The sequence below is a fragment of the Halococcoides cellulosivorans genome (assembly GCF_003058365.1).
In the GTDB taxonomy this organism is placed as follows: Archaea; Halobacteriota; Halobacteria; order Halobacteriales; family Haloarculaceae; genus Halococcoides; species Halococcoides cellulosivorans.
Map to the genome: position 1 here is coordinate 2,654,676 of NZ_CP028858.1, position 19,106 is coordinate 2,673,781.

Annotated in this window: 15 protein-coding genes; 9 read left to right on the forward strand and 6 right to left on the reverse strand. The window is 55.6% G+C overall.

Annotated features, from left to right (window positions below; translation table 11 throughout):
* Position 1: 1 nt before the first annotated feature.
* Positions 2–475, reverse strand: coding sequence for a DUF6884 domain-containing protein (locus HARCEL1_RS13560; RefSeq protein ID WP_159077157.1), 474 nt, complete (start codon positions 473–475; stop codon positions 2–4).
* A 454-nt stretch (positions 476–929) separates the two neighbouring features.
* Between HARCEL1_RS13560 and HARCEL1_RS12910 the strand changes: the two genes are divergently transcribed.
* From HARCEL1_RS12910 to HARCEL1_RS12930, 6 genes are all read left to right on the forward strand, one after another.
* Positions 930–3,926 (forward strand): DEAD/DEAH box helicase, encoded by a 2,997-nt coding sequence (locus tag HARCEL1_RS12910; RefSeq protein WP_108383965.1) that lies wholly within the window; start codon positions 930–932, stop codon positions 3,924–3,926.
* Between the two features lie 56 nt (positions 3,927–3,982).
* Complete coding sequence (locus HARCEL1_RS12915) at positions 3,983–5,398, forward strand: DEAD/DEAH box helicase family protein (protein WP_108383966.1); 1,416 nt, start codon at positions 3,983–3,985, stop codon at positions 5,396–5,398.
* 184 nt (positions 5,399–5,582) lie between these two features.
* Positions 5,583–5,744 (forward strand): hypothetical protein, encoded by a 162-nt coding sequence (locus HARCEL1_RS13655; protein ID WP_174182936.1) that lies wholly within the window; start codon positions 5,583–5,585, stop codon positions 5,742–5,744.
* Positions 5,744–7,777, forward strand: coding sequence for an AAA family ATPase (locus HARCEL1_RS12920; RefSeq protein ID WP_108383967.1), 2,034 nt, complete (start codon positions 5,744–5,746; stop codon positions 7,775–7,777). Before HARCEL1_RS13655 ends, HARCEL1_RS12920 begins: the two co-directional genes overlap by 1 nt.
* 2 nt (positions 7,778–7,779) lie before the next feature.
* The gene (locus HARCEL1_RS12925) at positions 7,780–8,247 is read left to right on the forward strand and encodes a hypothetical protein (RefSeq protein ID WP_108383968.1); all 468 of its coding nucleotides are present in this window, start codon (positions 7,780–7,782) and stop codon (positions 8,245–8,247) included.
* A 1-nt stretch (position 8,248) separates the two neighbouring features.
* Positions 8,249–8,920 (forward strand): hypothetical protein, encoded by a 672-nt coding sequence (locus HARCEL1_RS12930; protein ID WP_108383969.1) that lies wholly within the window; start codon positions 8,249–8,251, stop codon positions 8,918–8,920.
* Positions 8,921–8,975: 55 nt separating this feature from the next.
* Here HARCEL1_RS12930 and HARCEL1_RS12935 read toward each other — a convergent pair whose 3' ends face one another.
* Both HARCEL1_RS12935 and HARCEL1_RS12940 read right to left on the reverse strand, forming a co-directional pair.
* Entirely contained in the window at positions 8,976–9,425 is a 450-nt protein-coding gene (locus HARCEL1_RS12935; RefSeq protein ID WP_159077158.1) for a phospholipase D-like domain-containing protein, read from the reverse strand.
* Complete coding sequence (locus HARCEL1_RS12940) at positions 9,397–13,482, reverse strand: DEAD/DEAH box helicase (RefSeq protein WP_108383971.1); 4,086 nt, start codon at positions 13,480–13,482, stop codon at positions 9,397–9,399. Before HARCEL1_RS12940 ends, HARCEL1_RS12935 begins: the two co-directional genes overlap by 29 nt.
* A gap of 203 nt (positions 13,483–13,685) precedes the next feature.
* On the opposite strand from HARCEL1_RS12940, the gene HARCEL1_RS12945 reads away from it, so the two are divergent.
* Entirely contained in the window at positions 13,686–14,546 is an 861-nt protein-coding gene (locus HARCEL1_RS12945; protein ID WP_108383972.1) for an IS5 family transposase, read from the forward strand.
* A gap of 2 nt (positions 14,547–14,548) precedes the next feature.
* Here the strand turns inward: HARCEL1_RS12945 and HARCEL1_RS12950 are convergent, their stop codons facing one another.
* From HARCEL1_RS12950 to HARCEL1_RS12960, 3 genes are all read right to left on the reverse strand, one after another.
* Positions 14,549–14,809, reverse strand: a complete 261-nt coding sequence (locus HARCEL1_RS12950; protein ID WP_108383973.1) for a hypothetical protein — start codon at positions 14,807–14,809, stop codon at positions 14,549–14,551.
* Positions 14,809–15,630: a hypothetical protein gene (locus tag HARCEL1_RS12955; protein WP_108383974.1), complete on the reverse strand. Its 822-nt coding sequence runs from the start codon at positions 15,628–15,630 to the stop codon at positions 14,809–14,811. The genes HARCEL1_RS12950 and HARCEL1_RS12955 overlap by 1 nt, the downstream gene beginning before the upstream one ends.
* 424 nt (positions 15,631–16,054) lie before the next feature.
* Positions 16,055–17,212, reverse strand: a complete 1,158-nt coding sequence (locus tag HARCEL1_RS12960) for a 3-dehydroquinate synthase II (protein WP_108384325.1) — start codon at positions 17,210–17,212, stop codon at positions 16,055–16,057.
* Positions 17,213–17,547: 335 nt separating this feature from the next.
* Here HARCEL1_RS12960 and HARCEL1_RS12965 point away from each other — a divergent pair, with 335 nt between their 5' ends.
* Together HARCEL1_RS12965 and HARCEL1_RS12970 are read left to right on the forward strand one after the other, a co-directional pair.
* Entirely contained in the window at positions 17,548–18,828 is a 1,281-nt protein-coding gene (locus HARCEL1_RS12965; RefSeq protein WP_108383975.1) for a Re/Si-specific NAD(P)(+) transhydrogenase subunit alpha, read from the forward strand.
* A complete protein-coding gene (locus HARCEL1_RS12970; protein ID WP_108383976.1) occupies positions 18,825–19,106 on the forward strand; it encodes an NAD(P) transhydrogenase subunit alpha in 282 nt (93 codons plus the stop codon). Before HARCEL1_RS12965 ends, HARCEL1_RS12970 begins: the two co-directional genes overlap by 4 nt.

Consider the following 19,106-nt stretch of genomic DNA (forward strand, 5'->3'; position numbering starts at 1 on the left):
CTTACGAGGAGTATTTTACGAGATTAGTCGCACTATCCAAGTCCAACTTACCTCGAACAAGACGTTTGAGAACACTTCCTTTCTCACCGATTCCGTCCCCTTCGATACGGTAAACATCTGATTTTATCTCTGAAGGAACGGGTTCGATAGCTTGCTGATAAATTGAACCAGTGTTGATGACGATATTCTCGTAGGAATCAGCCCGTTCGCGAAGGCCAGTTTTGACTTCTGGGGCCAACTCCGCAGCTCGCTTGGCGTCCATTCGTCTATCATACCATCCTATCTCAGTGCTACCCGTAACCAAGCCATGTTCCGCTGAGAGTATTGCAATGTCTATCTGCTCATCAAACTCTCCCTCACGCATAGACTTTTTTATAATTTTAAAGAAGTACCCAGAGTACAAATCGAGCGCCGGTAGACGGGCTTCTGTCTCAGCTTTGCTTTTTGAGCAACTCTGTACCAGCAGTACTGCCATGGGTAGTTGTTGAGATCACTCTGGTTTATGTTTTGGGTATGATCCCTAAGGAACAGTCACTGCCACTTGACTCGACCTTAATCGCCTGAAACCCAGACAAAGAGCGTCGAACAATACGCCAGAATCACAAAACCCATTACTATTTGCGAGTTACTACAGAATAACGAAAAATTTGGGTATGGAGGCGATGACCCGCTCCCAACCACTAAACGAATATTTTACCGTTTGGCGGTGCCGTAAAATGGTTATATAGCCAATATAAATGGACGCACACTATAATTTGATCGTTATATTTCCGTCGGAGTAGTAACATTAAATCAGAACAGGACATCCATTTATGTGTGTTGAGGTAGCTCATCAGGATAGGAATAGTGGATATTTCCACGCCTCCGCGATATCCAGAGAGGACGGATACAATCAAAAATCAACACCATCGGTTTGATAAAGACCCACAATGACAGGAGGGAGCAATTGGGATGATTTCGTTGACAACAGTCCGATATTCAAATCGTCGGAGCTCTCGGATTACGACAAGGCCGAGTGGCCGCGAAAAATCGACTACATCGCAAAGCGGGTCTCAGAGGGCGAATACGTCGTTGGCAACATAGACAACCAGCAATTATTATCCGACGGATGGGACGTGGAAGACAAGGCCCGAGACTATTATCTTGAGGGAATCGCAGCACTCACGGGAGACAGAACTCGGGAAACAGCACTGCCAGATACCTTCGATATCGGAGCGTTGCTCGTGGAGTTTCAGGAGTTGCGAGGCGGACTTGCCGACGTAAATAGAGATGAGATACCGGCAGGCGAGATCTTATCTCGCCTGCTAACCCGCACAATTCAACGACAGTCAAGTGGAAGTCGAGCTGATTTGGCCAGCCAACTCCGACCAGACACGGAGACACCACGGGAGCTGGTTGCCGAACTGACTTCGGCACCGGAACTTGCTGACGTCGTATCGGACGCAGTACCGGACACTGATAACCCATCAACACTCGCAAAAGAGCTTGCATCGCTAGATTTGTCGACCGAGCTGTGGGACCATCAGCTCGAGAGCCTTGCGCTGTGGCTACACCACGGGTCGAACGGCTACGTTGATATGGCGACAGCAACTGGAAAGACAGTTCTCGGTCTAGCGGCGGTGGCTCACACCGTTGATAGTGGTTCGTTGCATCCCGCGGACCAGCACCGGCTCGAAGACATTTTCGATGGCGCTGTTCCCGAACCAGACAGCCAGCGTCCAAATAACGTCCTCATTGTCACGACAGACGATCTCCTTGGGATCCAGTGGTCCCGGCTATTCCAAGAGCACTGTCACACGCCAGAGGAGTTTACCCGGGTCACGAATCGAGGTATCCAGCTTCCACGAATGGAGATTGAAATCAGGTCTGCAGGAAGCCTCGACGACCTTGACCCGGCCGACTACGGACTCGCCATCTTCGACGAGGTACACAACTATGGTTCGAAGTCTGGGTGGGGAGATAACCTCGTATCCTTCGTCGATTCCGTATGTCCAGTTTTAGCGCTTACAGGAAGTGTTACGGAGCCATTTAAATTGACCGTTCGTCGGGCTAACAAGAATTTTCCTGTCCTCTATCGGTACACTCACGAACTCGCACTGGCGGACGGCGTTATCCCGGACTTCGAATGGACGCTGTGGTTTACGGACGTCATTGAGAGCGATGCGCTGGACCGGTTGCGCACAACTTCTGACCGCATCCAGGAAATGATAACATATGAGGAAGGAAAACTTCATGTTGAGCGGTCGGCGGTGGCATCAGTGGCTCCAGAACTGGAAGAGGAGACGTGTGAAGCCATCGCAGGAAAGTATACGTCCGGGACTGCACTTGCGAACCAGCTGCGAGAAGTTGGTGGCGGTGAAACAGCCCCGACCGAGTGGCTTGAGTCACTGGCCAAAGGCCTTTCTGACCGAACCCTCGACCGGCTAAACCTGTCGGCCGACCTCGACGCTATCGTTACCGAAGCTGAACGCTCGCTAGCGGAGAAACGACCGACATTGGTGCTGACACGGACATATGGGGAAACAAAAGCGCTGTGGCAACAGCTCTACGATGGGAGTGACGATCGAGTCGTCGAACGGCTCGAAGCTGGAGGGTCAGCCGAAGAGCACGCGTCGACCATTCGGGAGTTTGACGAGGCTGAGACAGAAGAGAAGGTTCTCATTGGGCCTGGAAACCGTATCGGACAGGGGAACGACATCCACTCTGTCGAAGTCGGCATCAACATCGCCAAGCCGGGGAGTGGCGTCAACGCAACACTGGTACAGCGGCTAGGACGATTACTCAGGGACGCGGGAAGCAAGGATACCGTGGATTTCTACCACGTTATGGGGGTACAACCCAGGGACACTGCCGTTGAGCCCGACGGCGAGTCATTCGTCCAGACCGTCTCGGAATTCTTTGGACAAGTCATTGAGCCGGATACTGATGGGATCCTTAAATCGCCGACTGTAAGAGTCAATAATACTGTCTCGAAAGACGTTGCAGCGTTGGAACGGCTCGGTGCTGACAGTCTCAGACTTGACGCAAGGGGGACAGTCATTGAGGCCGCTTACGCAGCGGCAATCCAAGAGACACCTCTAGACAAACCTGCCGTTGAGACAGACTGGTTCTCAGCTGCCTACGGCGTCACTACACCAAGCCAGGAGATGGTTTCAACAGACGACCAGCAGCAAGACGAGGATGACAGAGAGAACGATAACCAAACCCCGCTCTCACCCCTAGCCGAACACTACGATGCCTTCCGCAGCCTCGGGATTATCCACCGCGGACTGCAGAACATCGGTCTGAGCGAGATTGACCACGAAGACCCGTTCCAACAGTGGGTAAGGTTAGTCAAGAGAATATTGAATGAAGAGGGGTTCGGTGAACAGTCGGTCGGGTATGGCTCCCAGTTAGCTGCGAGCGAGGCCGTCGATATCGACGACTATCGAGAATTCTATGGCGACGGAAAGCGGATTACCGAGTTTGAGACGGTGACCGTCACACAGCCACCGTCAGCCGTGTTAGCGTTGATCGGCGATAGGTTCGCAAATCTGGATACGTGGTACGTACCGCTGGCACCGGATAGCGAGACTCCACTCCCTGTCCTCGTCGAATCACAGGCAGAGCTTCGGCGCGCAAAGGCCCTTCTCGAGGAGTTCGCTTCAATGCCCCCGGAACAGTCGTTCACTGAGGATCAGGAAAACAGAGACACCAGTCAGTCCGTCAAAAAGCAGCCCGAAAATACGCAAGCTGAGAACGAGCTCGCGGATACTCCCGTCGCTGACGTCAGAGGCGTTTCTTCGGCTGCTGCTGAGGCATTCTCCGCGGCCGGGTTCGAGACGTTGAGTGATCTCCAAACTGCCACGGACGAGGAATTAGTGTCCGTTGAGGGACCGTCAGAGCAACGAATCAAACTCATTCGCGCATCGATTGGACGGATATAGCAGGTGGGGAGAAGCCTCAAGATGACGTACCTATTTTTTCCAGCACCGAACTACAGATGGCTAACCTGACAGCGCCCGAGTGGGTCGAGGCACGAGATTACCAGCAAGAGGCAATTCAGAACTGGATGGGGGCTGAGGGGCGTGGCATCCTTCGTATGGCGACAGGGACGGGAAAGACGGTGACCGCGTTGTTAGCGGCCAGTAGCGTCGCAGAGATGACTGATGGACCGCTTCTGCTCGTTGTTGCCGTTCCTTATCAGCACCTCGTTGACCAGTGGGCTGCTGATATTCGAGAATTCGGAGTGAATCCCGTTCTGGCCTACGAATCCAGACGCAACTGGCAACCACAGCTGGAGCGGGAACTTCTCGAACAGAATTCTGGAAATCGAAATGCCACTGTCATGGTCACCACCCACCGTACACTCTCTGGCCAAAGCCCCCAACAAACGATTCTACGGGCCCAGGCGCCGTCTATGCTCATCGGCGATGAAGTGCATCATATGGGGGCCCCACAAACGCAAAAAGCCCTCATGGACGAGTTCGACCTTCGTCTCGGCCTTTCCGCAACACCAGAGCGCTGGTACGACGACGAGGGAACAGATGCTCTCGATGACTATTTCAACGGGACGATATTCGATTACGGGCTCGACCGTGCAATCGAGACGGGAATCCTCTGTGAGTACTATTACATCCCACATATCGTAGAGCTGGGTGACGACGAGATGGAGGTCTACATGCGCCTAACTCGAAAGATAGGGCGCTTGATGGCCAAAGCAGATGGCGACAGCCCTTCCATGGTGTTAGAGGGAAATGAGGCACTCCAACAGGCGCTGTTCTCGCGTGCCAGGTTGATCGGGACAGCCCAGCAAAAACTTGACGTCCTGGTGGACCTTTTCGATCGGCAGGCCACTCACAGCCACTCACTGGTCTATTGCAGCGACGGGACAACAGGTGTTGATGAAGATGGCGAGCGCCACGTAGACGCGACTACTCATCGACTCCGGCAAGAGACAGACCTGAATATTGAACGATTCACCGCGAGAGAGGATCAAGCCGAGCGCGAACGATTGCTTTCGGCGTTCGAAAAGGGAGAGATAGAAGTGCTCACATCTATTCGGTGTCTCGACGAGGGTGTCGACGTGCCTGCGACCCGGACCGCCTATTTACTCGCCAGCACATCGAATCCCCGACAGTATGTGCAACGGCGCGGACGGATCCTTCGCCGCCACGCTGACAAAGACTTCGCAGTCATCCATGATTTCGTCACTGTACCGGATACCTCACGGCATCCGAAAATCCTCTCTGACGGGCAATATGAGGTGGAGCGTACGTTAATTCGCAAAGAACTCGAGCGAGTATCCACATTTACGGACTCTGCACGCAACCACCCTGATGCGGAGGTTGATGGGGTGCCCACAACCGACGGCACACTCCAGAAAATCAAACGTCGGTACAACCTACTCGGTGCCTAATACGAGGGGTCTTCGTAGTAACTCGACCATCACCTCCAAAGAAATTGTACCAAACTCAGTCCTACAGATAATAAGACCGCAGGATCCATTTAAGTACCAAATCGTATGGGTCGCGTGCGGAAAAAATTGCGAGCTAGAAGTCTGCGGCTAACATATAAATACATGCAGTTACCCACATAGCGTAATGACGGAGATCCCAGGCGAAGGCGACGTTTCAATCGATGCGGACAAGCGGAAACGAATCCGGGAACGCGTATTACAGGCCGAGAAAGATAAACTCCATCTCGATAACCCTCGCGGGGTAATTAACAATATTGAAGAAATTATTCGAGAGGAAATAAACTAATGCAGTTAGAACGTATTGAGCTCGAAAACTTTCGGCAGTTTCGAAGCGAAAGTATCGAGTTCGCCAACGACGCTGATAAGAACGTAACCGTTGTGCACGGTTCGAATGGATCAGGCAAAACGACAATCCTCAATGCATTTACGTGGTTGTTCTACGATGAGGTGGATTTTGATACACGCCCAGAACGACTTGCTAGTGAGGGGGCCATGGCCGGAGCAGAGTCTGGGAATCGAGTACAGGTATCGGTACGCCTCTCTTTTGAACATGACGGAACAGAATATGTCGCTGAGCGAGTAGCGGTGTACGAAAAGCGCACTCCGGACGATTTCGACGGTGAAATCGTCGAGATGGACCTGCGCGTGAAATATCGAGAGAACGGTTCGTGGAACGAGCGTAACAATCCCTCGAATACGCTCGACCAAGTACTTCCCGAACGACTCAGTGGATTGTTCTTTTTCGACGGAGAGGACATTGACGAGCTTGCGGGAATAGATAATCAGGGCCGCATTCAGGAAGCAATCCAGAACATTATGGGTCTAACCATCTTGGAGCGAGCAACCCACCACCTTGACGAAGCGGCCGGTCGCTTCGAGGACGAGACCCAGGATAGCGCGAGTGAAGAGCTCACGGACCTCATTTCGAAAAAACAGGGGGTCGAAGAGGAAATTGAAACGCTAGAGCGCGACCGCGACGATACAAAGCGCAATAAAGACCGAATCGAACAAGAGATCGACGATATCGATCAGAAGTTAGAGCGGCTCGACGAAAGTGCCGCACTCCAAGAGCGGCGATCGGAGTATCAGGGTGAAATTGATGAACTGGAGCATGAAATTGAGGATATAAACGAACAAATTCGGTCGAAACTCTCCGATGAGGGCGTGGTCCCCATGGCGATGCCACTAATCAAGGAAACGGCCGAGCAGATTGATGGAATGCGTGAACGGGGTGAAATTCCATCGGAACTCAGCAATTCCTTCATCGAGTCACTGCTGGCGGCCGAGCAGTGTATATGCGGGCGCCCATTGAACCAAGGAACAGATTCGTATGAGCGAGTTGTCGGCCGACGTGGAGAAGTAATCGAAGACGGCGTCGAGCAAGGAGCACTCCGCATAGTGGGCCAGCTCAACCGGATCGTTGATATCGAAGCAACGTTCTTCGATGAAATCGAGGAGCTGACCGCTGATCGACAAGATCTTCACGATGAGATTGGAAAATTCGAGGAGAAAATTGACGAGGTGAGTGCCGAGCTCCAGGAAATGGACGCTACCACGGAGGAAGGCCTCTCAGTCAAAGACCTGGAGAACAAACGAAAGGAGAAACTCGGCACCCGAGACGACCTTATCGGTGAAAAAGCGACCTATGAAAAACAGATCGAAGAAAAACAAGACCGCGTCGACGAGCTCGAAGATGAGATTGACGACCAGGAAGACGAACATGAAGAGACCCTTTTGGCAAAGCGACGACGCAAGGCCGCCAAGGAGATCGAACGAGAACTGCAAACGGTATTCGACGAACTCAAAGACAAAGTCCGACGGTGGTCAAACGAACGAATCCAGTCGGAGTTCAGTCAGATTGCCAGCAAAGATCTCGAGGCCGAGATCTCCGAAGACTTCGAGCTGAAAATCTGGCAGGACGTCGGCGGCGAACGAATCGAAGTCGACAAGTCGCGAGGAGAGCGCCAGATAGCGAGCCTGGCCTTTATCGGGAGTCTAGTCGATATCGCTCGCGAACGGTACGAGTCCAACAATGACGCGGAATACTTCGACACTGGGGGCATCTACCCCATCGTGATGGACTCACCGTTCGGCGCACTTGACAAATCACATACGCGGGAAGTCAGCCGTGCCATTCCGAACTTAGCAAACCAAGTTGTCGTCTTCGCGACTGACGCACAGTGGGACGGCCCAGTAAGTGAAGAGATGGACAGTGTCGTCGGAGATCGATATTCGCTGAACTTCACCGACGGCGACGGGAAGCATAACTACCCCCAAACGACAATAGAAACTGGCCGACTACCTGTGGGGGATGAGTAACAATGATTACACAGAAATACAATAAGTCTGAGCTTTACGACCGGGTCGTTGAAAGGCACGGTATCTTCGAAAACTCGTATGACTTCATGGTATTCCTAGCGGTAATGGGCTACCGGGAAAACCGACGAATTACCTCCGAGTACCTTGGGAACGACGGGATGTCTGGCGAGATTGGTGTTGACAACCTGAAGAAAAACGAGCTCTACCGAACGGTAATGGCGTGTCTGGCGTTTCAGGAGACGAATGATCCAACTGCCTTGGTCAATGAAAGAAAGCAAGCAAAAATCCTCGCACAATACGCGGCGGGTGGTCTCGAAATAGCCGAGCAAGAGTTTGGAACTGTTGCTGGCGATCCGACCGACGCGGTCGTCAACTACATCCGATCGGCACAAGACGAAGACATAAATCCAAGTGGCGAACTTGGAAAAATCGTCAGTAGTTTCGACGAGGAAATGATGCAGGATAACTAAAATGAACGATTCCATCGAGACGCCTCCAGTCGACGATTCGCTGACTGTCCTTAGTTCCAAATCAATTTATCGGACTGACGAATGGTGGAAAGTCGTCGTTCGATATCAATACGAGGACAGCGCCGCGGAGACAGCGGTCTACCTTTGGCACCGTGACGATTCCGAGTGGACTCGGAAGAACAAGTACGTCATCAAGACGAAGGATGCCTGGGAGACAGACCGTCGTGTCATTGCGTCCCTGCTCAACGGAGCGATGTCGGAAACGGAAAATGAGTTTCCGGTCAGTGATTACTATCACGTCGACGCCGGGACGACCATCTCAAAGTCAGACGACTGGTGGAAAGCAATCGTTCGCATCGACCAGAAGGGGTCCTACGAAACGGAGGAAGTTGTCGTCTATCTCTGGCAGAACGAGGACGGTCAGTGGTTCCGGCGCCAGAAGTACGCGGTCAAGAATTGGGACAGCTGGGATGACGAACGTACGGCAATCTCATCGATGCTGACCACCGAGACTTCAGGACAACCTGACGACAGCGACGAGTCAGTAAGCGACAGGGAAAGCGGCGAAGATACTACTGACACTGCCGAGCCTGTTGATACGGACATCAAATCCGACCTTGAGCAGATCGGTGACGAAATCGAGGATCATCTCAGCGAGACGTTCGAGACATAACTGCCAGGTGGCGCCGACCAATTACATTACAGAGCCGGATTTTTGCAGATACCAGTTATGTTGAGTCCAGAGTGATGTCGAGTTCAGTTTCGAGGTACGTGTCCACATCACGGTACTCGTTCTCGACGACATTACATAGTTCGCGGTTCAGGGACAGCCCACCGTGAGTGATGTTGGCTGACCCAACATAGGCGAATTCGTCACAAACAACGACTTTGGCGTGGAGGTCGTCAACTTCCAGTACCGTTACCGTGTCTGGCAGCTGCTCACAGACGGACGCATTGTGTTCTTGTCCCGTCTGTATGACGAAGGTGACGACTGTATCTAACTGTGTGACTGCCTCGACCAAACTCGGGTGACGGTTCTCGACGGAGTCAGTGACTGGCAACCGAAGCGAGACGTCACTCACCCACGGCGAGACGAAAGCGACCTTATCTGCATGAACAAGCGTGTACCCGAGGAAGTACCCCAGGCTCTCAGAGGTTAAGGAAAACGCTCGTCCCATCCGTCTCACCACCTGGTGGCTGTTCTCGGTCGAACATTTCATTTGCCGCGTCCTCCGAGTTGACCATCTCCAAAAGGTAATCCCGAAGCGCCTCGAGGAGAATGTAACTGAGTGTTTCACTCTGATCGTCCGTCGCTATACATTCCATCAGATGAAGATTCTCGACACAGCCATCGATGTCTGGCGAGTAGAAGGCCGTCCTCACGCGCTCGTAATCCGCGATGTCAGCGGGGTGGTCGTCGACCTCTGCAGCCGGGAACTCATTGCAGCCACGCACTTGAGCCGCTGCAACCGTGTGTTTGAGTGCATAGCTGGCGGCATGTTCAATACCTTGGTCGATTGCTAGCTGATGAGCCTGGTCGACAGTTGCAACAACTTCCTCAGTCACACGTTCGACGACGTCATCGAACGGGACAGCGAGATTCTCGAAGACGACGGTTTCAATAGCAGACGTGCTAATGTCGTCGATCGGGAGGGCCGCTACGAATTCCTGGTCAGCCCACAGCCGTTCGTTGATGACCTGCTCGTTGTATAGCAGCCGGTGCATGGATTCCAAAACGGACCCGGGATCAGACTCGATTTCTTGGTAGACTAGATCAACAATGCCTTGACCGCCTTCTGTCCGTTCAAAGACGTATACTTCAGCGAGATGCTGATCGTATCCATAGAACACCCGCTGGGCCGTAACGCTACTCACGTCCGTTACCAGTTGAAGGAAGAAGTGAGCAGCAGTGTGGTATGCGAGAAATTCGAGGCTGTAGTCGTCGGTATCATGATAGCGCCGGACTAGGTCACCTATTTTATCTTCCAATCCGTCGAGAAATCCGTCCATGTCGAACACCAAACCCCGAGTCTGCGTGGTGAATCCCAGCGGAATGTCCGGACTCTGGAGCTCCTGTGTGACTCGATCTCCCTCCGAGGCGTAGATGACGCCGATGTCGGGACCGGCGTCTTGTCCCGGTGTAATTTCGAGTGTAACACTCTCCAACGTGACTTGTGCTTTCAGGTCCGCCAGGGTCAGATCCCCGCGTGACTCAACCGGCGTCCGGTCAGTGACAGTCGTATCGATGTGTGGCTCGGAATGGATCTTTCCGTATGCAGACGTATCGTGGCGCAAGCAGCTATCGAGGTTTGGAAGGATCTGGAAACACTCCGGACAGTACCGCACCATCTCCATCGCTTTCTGGCCGGAGAGGTCGCGGATCTCAGTGAGCGAAATAGTGTCCGGCACGAGGAGTCCATCGTGTTCCTCGCCGGCGACGTCGCCAGTATACTCCATCACGACACCATCTTCCGTGACCTCTGTCCGGGGGAGGAACGCGTGCATTACCCCAGATTCGGACTGGTACTCGGAGCGATATGGGCTATAGGTGCTGACAATTTGGTCCATCGATTCTTCGGGGCGACTGCCAGTCGATCCCTCACGCTGGATGGTGACAAACTGACCAGCGCCCCCGAAGTAGTCTGGGGGGACGAACCAAACTGTATCTCCAAGCTGCTCGTCGACGGTCCGAAGGAACCGATCGACATAGTACGCCCCTCGAAGAAGGTCTTTGACCCGAAAAAGGGAATTATACGGGCTACCGGGGGAATCAAGATAGGAAGCATACTCATCGAGCGCCCGGTCGAGATAGTAAATCTGCTCTTCGAGAGTATAGTACGCTTCCAACCGGTCATCCTCAGTTAGAGTCTCCAATTGCGTGACGACGGATTTAAGGGCTTGAATCTCACCGTCGTCGACCTGTGGAACCGGTTGGTCGGCGACGACGTTTGCCTGCTGTCGGAGCCCCATCAGTTGGCCCATTATCTGGTACAGATCCGCCACGAGCGAACCAAACAGTTGGACAGCTTCGCCATTGTCATCCGGAACGTCTGTTGCTGACGATCTGATATCCGCGAGCGAGGTTTGAAGCCTCTCGACCATCGACTGATATTCGTTCGCATCCTCCGCATCGAGTTTCGCCGCAAAACCGGATACCTGTCCATCGAAAGTATTGGTTGTACGTAGCGTCTGCTCCTGCACTTCCAAGACGAACGTTTCAACGGAGTCGACACCGCGAACCACGTCGCCACCATCCATATCGAAGTACACCTCGATGTCAGCGACGTCCTCCCGTTGTTGCTCTTTGTACTGCTGGAGAGAGTTTCGCACCTCGTCGACAGATCGGGGCGAAATAAGCCGGTTGGAATCAACCTCTACTCCAAGCCGCTCCTCAAAGAACGTCCTGGGCTCCAGCAGCATTTCGTAGTACGTCTCGTATCCCAAGTCGTCACAGAGATACTCCTCGAGGAACGTCGTGTGTCTCCGTAGGTCGGATCTGATGGTACGGCCCGAGATATCATTGAGTCGGTGGTAGTAACGATTGAACCGTTCATGCATCCACTCGACCACCCGGTTGTTCGTATTTACGGGAGTCCTGATGTCCGATGCAAGAAATCGATCAGCACGATAGAACATGTTGGCATCTCCAGTTAGAGTTGACAGATACACCGCCACGTGTGAATCCATGCCGGGCTTTCTCGCAGCCCTACCAGCTCGCTGGAGAAATGATGAGAGATTCCACGGTGTCCGGTGTTGGGTGACAAGCTTGATATCGCCGACGTCGATACCGACTTCGAGGAAGTTCGTCGAGAGCAAGATATCGCTCTCACTGGCTCGTTCGCGGTCGAACCCTTCCTCCGAGTAAACGGGCATGAACGACAGTGGTTCGTCGATGAACCGCTGGCCCATCGCCGTCGCGACGCGTTGCCAGTCCTCCTCGAACTCATCGTTAAGGTGGAACTCCCAGAGCTGATTCGTCCGGTCAGCGTCTTCCAGTTGTACCCTTTGTTGGTTGATTTGGGAGATACTATCGATAAACGAGAGCTGTTTGGCGCGGCTTCCGTCGTTACTCGCAAGCATCGTGTGTCCGAGAAGCATCGACTGCTGAATGGACATCGAGGTGACTCCGGGACCATCCTCACGAGCAATCATGAAGTAGTAATGTTCGTGATCGTCGTGAGTATCATCGAAGTCCGACGGTGGTGGGGCAGTTGTCACGATATCCACGGATTCGAGGCCAAAGATTTGTTGTCCAAACCGCGCGGGGTCATCGATAGTCGCACTCGACCCCACCCACAATAGAGGACCTGACGAGATGTCGTCGACGTTCTGGATAATCTTCGCTGCATGCGCACCGCGTAGGCCAGTGTTCAAATGGACTTCGTCCAAGACAATGGTTCCGAAGTTGTCCAGGAGGTCGTAATGGGGCTTATGTGCAAAGTTCTCCATTGACTCGAGGGTTGTCAAGACAATATCTGGTGTCTCTTCGAAAACCATCTCCTTGCGGGCCAGTACGAGCTCGTCCTGCGTGAAGCGGTGTGTCGAATCGTTCTCGCACTGAAGGAAATAGGACTCACTGTTCTGATGGAGTTCAAACGAGTTTGTCTGGCCGTCGGAACTACACCAGCAGTTGCACGGGGTGAACCGCTTCCGGCCGTCACCGGAGTGGAAGAATCCTCGGTCACCGACATCCGATAGATTCCAGGCCATGTTCCCGACGTAGCAGCCGACAGATAACTGGTCACCGCAGGATTGTTTGATAGAATGGACGTGTTCTAAAACACGTCCAAGCTGGTCTTGCAAGAGCGCACGGCGTGGATAGACGATGGCGACAGAATCCTGGCGACCACTCCGAAGGAGTTGATAGAGTGGTCCCAAGAACGCTTCCGTCTTCCCGAATCCCGTTGGTGCAGAAAGAACTGCTGCCTTGCTCTGGTTCTCCAAACTGCAAGTCTGTGCCATCCTATCTATCAATTGCCAGCTCGTGACTTGGAAATCCAGAGGATCAAACCCAAAGATGTCTACAATCGATTCGACGAACGAATCCGAGCCGGAATACGGACTCGTCTTTCGACGCTGCTGCCGTTTACGTTCGTATTTGATTGCTTGGGTGACCGGAGGCGGATCTTCCTGATCTACATAGCGGATCTGTTTGTTCGCCAGCATCGCCTCCAACAACGTGTCGACGTCGTCCGGGAACCTGCCCGGGTTCGTATTCGAATCGATGTACTGCATTACTGGTGGTCGATACTAACTCGTGAAGAGGCCGCTTCTTAGTAGTTCCCATGCCAGCCAGACAAGACAATCGACCACCCCGACCACGAAATTCGGATCACTATTATAGGAAATCTACGGAGGACACTAAAATACACATATATAAGATATAGGGCCGTGTTTAGACGCTAATAAGAGCGTCTAATTGTCGAAGATACTAGGAAGTGAAGCGGGAAACGGAGTTTGTGCCTACGAAACTCGCCCGCTTCACTAGTCGCGTCGTTTCGCTCGCTCAAAAAGCCGTCGTCGGTGAGCCAGATCCAGCGTACCAAGCCGGTGACGGAGGGTACGCAGACTGGGTGATCGTGGCAATTCACGGTCTCAGAGAATATCTCGATCACCCGTACCGGCGGCTGCTGGACGTGCTGCACGAGATGCCTGGAATCGTCGCGAAACTCGACCTAGCGGTGACTGAGCTGCCCGATTTTACCACCGTTTGTACGCGCAAGCAGGACCTCAAAATGCGAATCTGGCGCGTCCTCCTGCGGTTATCGGCGGAACTGCACGACACTGGTGACGTTCAGGCGATCGACGCAACCGGCATGGATCGGATCGCTGCCAGCCAACACTACGCAAAACGGACGAACTACACGTTCCAGGCGGTGAAAGTGACCACGTTGATCGACTGCGATACAAATGCGATTCTCGACATACATTGCTCGATGAAACAACCGCACGACTCCAAGATCGGCTGGCAAATGGTGAAGCGGAACCTCTACAAACTGAGCATTCTTACCGCCGACAAAGGGTACGACTGGTGGCTCCTTCGCCAACGACTGCGTGCAGAAGGCGTTAAACCAGTGATTCGTCACCGCGAATTCGGCTGGTACGGCGTCGCGAACAATATCTTGCAAGATGATACGATCTACCATCAACGCTCGAACGTCGAGTCGACATTTTTCGCGCTCCGGCGCAAATACGGCGAGATCGTTCGCGCCCGAACCTGGTTCGGTCAGTTCCGCGAACTCGTCCTGAAATGCGCTGTCAGAAACATCGAAGTGAGTGTGAGCCACTCAGGACCGTGAAATTAGGCGTCTAAACAAGCCCAAGTATTCAATAGATATTGGACAAGGCCGTTGTTGCCGACCTGAGTGAAAGCCTCGTCTATTGTATCCGGGTCCTGCAGACTGACGTATCCAGTCGGAGTGATTGCGATCTCGTAATCACCATCGGTCGCGACATCGTCGTTCCACTTGGACTGAGTCTCTTCGGCTTCATTATAAGGATAATCCGCGAACAGACCCTTGAATTCTTCCGTGGCCACGAACGCGGCAGTGGTCGTAGTCATCAGGCATCACCTCCGATCGGGGAGACACTCGATTCGTAGAGGACGAACGCTCCGTACTTCTGTGAGTGTTCGACGCGAACGTCTTTGGTGTCGAGTCGAAGCGTCCCGTTCGTCGGTTGTTCGGACATGAGATGTCGGGCCTGATTGGCCAATCGGTGGTTCGATGGCAGAATCCGATAACTAGGATGATCGACTACGTTCCGCGTGCCGAGATGTTCGACCGTGGCAACCAACACCGTCTCGAAGACCGCCCAGTTGCCATCTGAATCCTGATATCGGATCCGGACGGGTGAACGCTCCTTTGCAGACTCCCGGTGATGGAGCGTCGTCTCACGATTGCCGATCCGAAGTGTGACAGCCGGAGACGATCCACCCTCGCCATTCGTTCCGGACCGCTGTGCGGCGACATTGAGGTGTACTTCAGTTTGGAGTTCGCCGATCAGGTCGCCTTCGACGCTTCGAAACGAGCGAATGCCCTCCGAGAGCGAAACGTCCTCGCCGACCGCCGCCGAGTGAAACCGTTGATTTGAACCAGCGATGACGACATCTGCTCCCCGAGAGAAGTTCGGGGAATGATCGGATTCCGAGACGAAGACCGTCCCGCCTTCTCCGATCTCGATCGGGGGTGATCCCGAACTGCCCGAGACCCGGGGGCTGTCCTCAGGTCGATCCTCGATCCGAAGATCGACCGTGACGACGGTCGACCGCGTCTTCGAGAGATCCGCCCGTAGTCCATCGTCCTCGGCCGCCAAAACCGATGGCGCGAGGAGAGTTCCAGCACCGACACCGACGTTCTGTAACACCGTCCGTCGTGACCTCATAGGAATGGAGTCAAGTGGATAGTTGAAAAAAACTAATGCAAACTGCCAAACCTATTTTGCGATTGAGTTTCATGCGGTATATTGGGTGGTGAAAACTACCCGACTACGGCCGTTTGTAGATTTACTGTCAGATATTACAGGATGATTATTGACTTATTGTTCGTTCACAACTGGTTGGAGACGCAATTCCGCCGATATCGTCTGCTTTGAGACGAAAACCGGCCAGTTTCCACGAGACGTGATCAGTACAGATCCGGCACTGCGACAACCCCCGTCACTCGGTGTGATCCACCGCTCGGTGTTGTGCGGTGTCGCCGTTCACTCCGATCGCTTCCAGCAGCCAATTTATCTCGATATCCGGAGGATATCGCTATTTCTCGATGCCCGGAGCGCATCGCTATTTCTCGATTCTCGGAGAGAATCGCTATTTCTCGATGATCGACTCCTCGATGGCCTCGCCGAAGTGCCGCGCGGTGTCCTCGTAGTAGACCAGAATCTTGTCGCCTTCCTCCAGATCGGGCACGGCGGTCCGGCCGTCGCGGGTCGCGACCTTGATCGTCTCGGCGTTCTGGAGCAAGGTTTCGATCGTGTCGCCCTCGATCTCCGCTTCGATGCGGAACATCGGGCGGTGTTCGATCTTCACGCGCCCGACGATCACCTCGCGGGTCTCGCCGTCACGGGTGAGGACCTGGACCTCGTCGCCACTCTCCAGTTCCGAGAGGTAGGTCGTCTCGCCGCCGGGCGTGCGGGCGTAGGCGTGCACCGCGCCGGCGTTCACGCGGAACGGTCGCGACGCGACGTAGGGCGACTCGGCGGTCTCGGCGTGGACGAAAAACAGGCCGCGCGCCATCGACCCGACGAGCATGCCCTCCTCGTGGTCGAGCAACGATCCGGTGTCGACACAGACCCGGTCGGCGCTGCCGGTCTCCTCGACGGCGGTGACCTCCGCGAACGACAGGTCGAGGGTCTCCCGATCGACGCTGTCCCGGACCTCGACGGTTTTGCGGATCTCGTCGACGTCGTCGGTGTCGAGGAGGACGCCGTCGGCCCCGATTTCCAGCGTTTCGTAGGCCGTGCGGGCCTCCTCGGCGGAGGTCACGCCCGCGATCAGGTCGGTCTCGGCTCCGATCCGGGCGATGAGATTTTCGAGGGGGATGATCTGCCAGTCCTCACCGATGACGAGCGTGTGGTCGGCGGCCTGGGCGACCGCTTCCGCGAACGCTTCGTAGTCTTTCCCTCGAATCTCGACGTAGCCCGCCGACGGCCCGTCGGTCTGGAGGGCCGCTAGATCACCCGACGACGACAGATCGCCGGGGAGATCGACGGTGCCGTCGCCTTCGCCGCGTTTGCCGACGACGGCGATATCCGGGTTGGCGTCGTCGCTCTCGGCGTCGATCACGTCCACGTCGTCGCCGGTGAAGGCCGCGACGTCGACCGCGCCGAGTTCCCGGACGCGCTCGATGTCGCTTTCGTCGACGAGGACGGCGTCGACCCCGGCTTCGAGGCCAGCAGTGATGCGAGCCTTGCGATCCTCCCAATTGCCGACCGAATCGTCGGCTTTCAGCCAGACGGAGCGTGTCATGGCATGCGGTCCGCGCGCCGCGACCATGAGCGTGGCGCTCGTCGCCGGCGCGGAGTGGATCGTCCCCGGCGCAGCGATCGCAAGGCCCAAGCCCACGGCCGTCGGTCTCTCGGTCCCCTCGACGGCCACCTGCTCGCCTGAGGGTGCGTTCGATTGTTCGCCCTCGATAGCGGTACAATTTGACGCTCTCACGGTACCCATATCAATCCCCACGCGAATATTGCGGATATGGAGCGAGTCATACCGATGCCCCGATCGGGGAGTGGCGAGCGATCGCCCGCGACCGCGACCGATCCGGGAGCGACGCTTCGAGGAGTCGGGAGGCGTGGTGAATCGTGATCGTCGGCGTACCGAGTGAGCCAGACGGCGAGCGGCGAGTAGCGGTGACCCCCGAGGTCGCCGGCGAGTTGAGCGCGGACGGCCACGACGTACTGGTCGAATCCGGCGCGGGGACCACGGCCGGCATCGACGACGCCGCCTATCGCGACGCCGACTGCGAGATCGTCGACCGGGCAGAGTTGACGCGAGCGGACCTCATCGCCGCGATCGACGGATCCGCCGCCAGCGAGATCGGCGACGGCACAGACGGAGCGACCGTCGTTGGCGTCTTCGGCGCGTACGAGCAGTCCGAGGCCGATCTCGCTGCGCTCGCCGACCGGTCGATCGACGCGATCGCACTCGAACTCATCCCCCGGATCAGCCGGGCCCAATCGATGGACGTGCTCTCCTCGATGGCGAGTCTCGCGGGCTATCAGGCCGCGCTGCTCGGCGCGAGCGAGGCCGATCGACTATTCCCGATGGAGATGACCGCCGCGGGGACGATCCAGCCCGCCGAGGTGTTCGTCATCGGCGCGGGCGTCGCCGGCCTGAAGGCTATCTCGACGGCCGATCGGCTCGGCGCGTCCGTGCGAGCGTACGACGTTCGTCTGGAGGCCCGCGAAGAGGTCCAGAGTCTCGGCGCGGAGTTCGTCGAACTCGACCTCGAAACCGAGGGCGCAGGCGACGACGAGGGCTACGCCCGCGAGATGGACGAAGAGTTCTACGCGGCCCAGCGCGAGGCGCTCGCGCGCGTCGTCCCCGAGTCCGACGTCGTGATCACGACCGCCGCGATCCCGGGCCAACCCGCGCCCGAACTCGTGACCAGTGAGATGGTCGCCGCGATGGACGACGGCTCCGTGCTCGTCGACTGTTCGGCCGACACCGGCGGTAACTGCGCGCTGACAGAGCCAGACCAGCGCGTGACTCACGAGGGCGTCACCGTCCTCGGTCCGACCGATCTGGCCGGCCAGGTCGCCGCGACCGCCAGCGATCAGTTCGCGCGCAACGTCGCGCACCTGCTCGAACTGATCACCGACGAGGGCGCGCTCGCGCTCGATCTCGACGACGAGATCGTCGCCGCGACGCTGTTGACTCACGAGGGACGAGTCCGTGCGCCACACCGAGACGATGGAGAGAGTTCCGAGAACGGCGCAGACGATGACGGCGGCGCGGACGAGACTGACGGCGCGGACGGCACCGACACGAACGGCGGAGACGCCGACGACGCCGGTGCAGACGACGGCGACGCCACTGACGAAGCGGCCGCCGATACCGCCAACGACGGAGGTGACGCATGACCCTCGTCGAAAACCTGACGCTGTTCGTGCTCGCGGCGTTCGTCGGCTACGAGATCATCACGAAGATCCCGACGAACCTGCACACCCCGCTGATGAGCGGCGCGAACGCCATCTCGGGGATTACGCTGCTCGGATCGGTCGTCGTCATCGCCGGATCGGGCGAGACGACGCTGCTCGCGACCGTACTGGGCTTTATCGCGGTCGTGATGGCGACGATCAACGTCGTCGGCGGGTATCTCGTGAGCCACTTCATGCTCGCCGAATTCGGGGGGCAATAA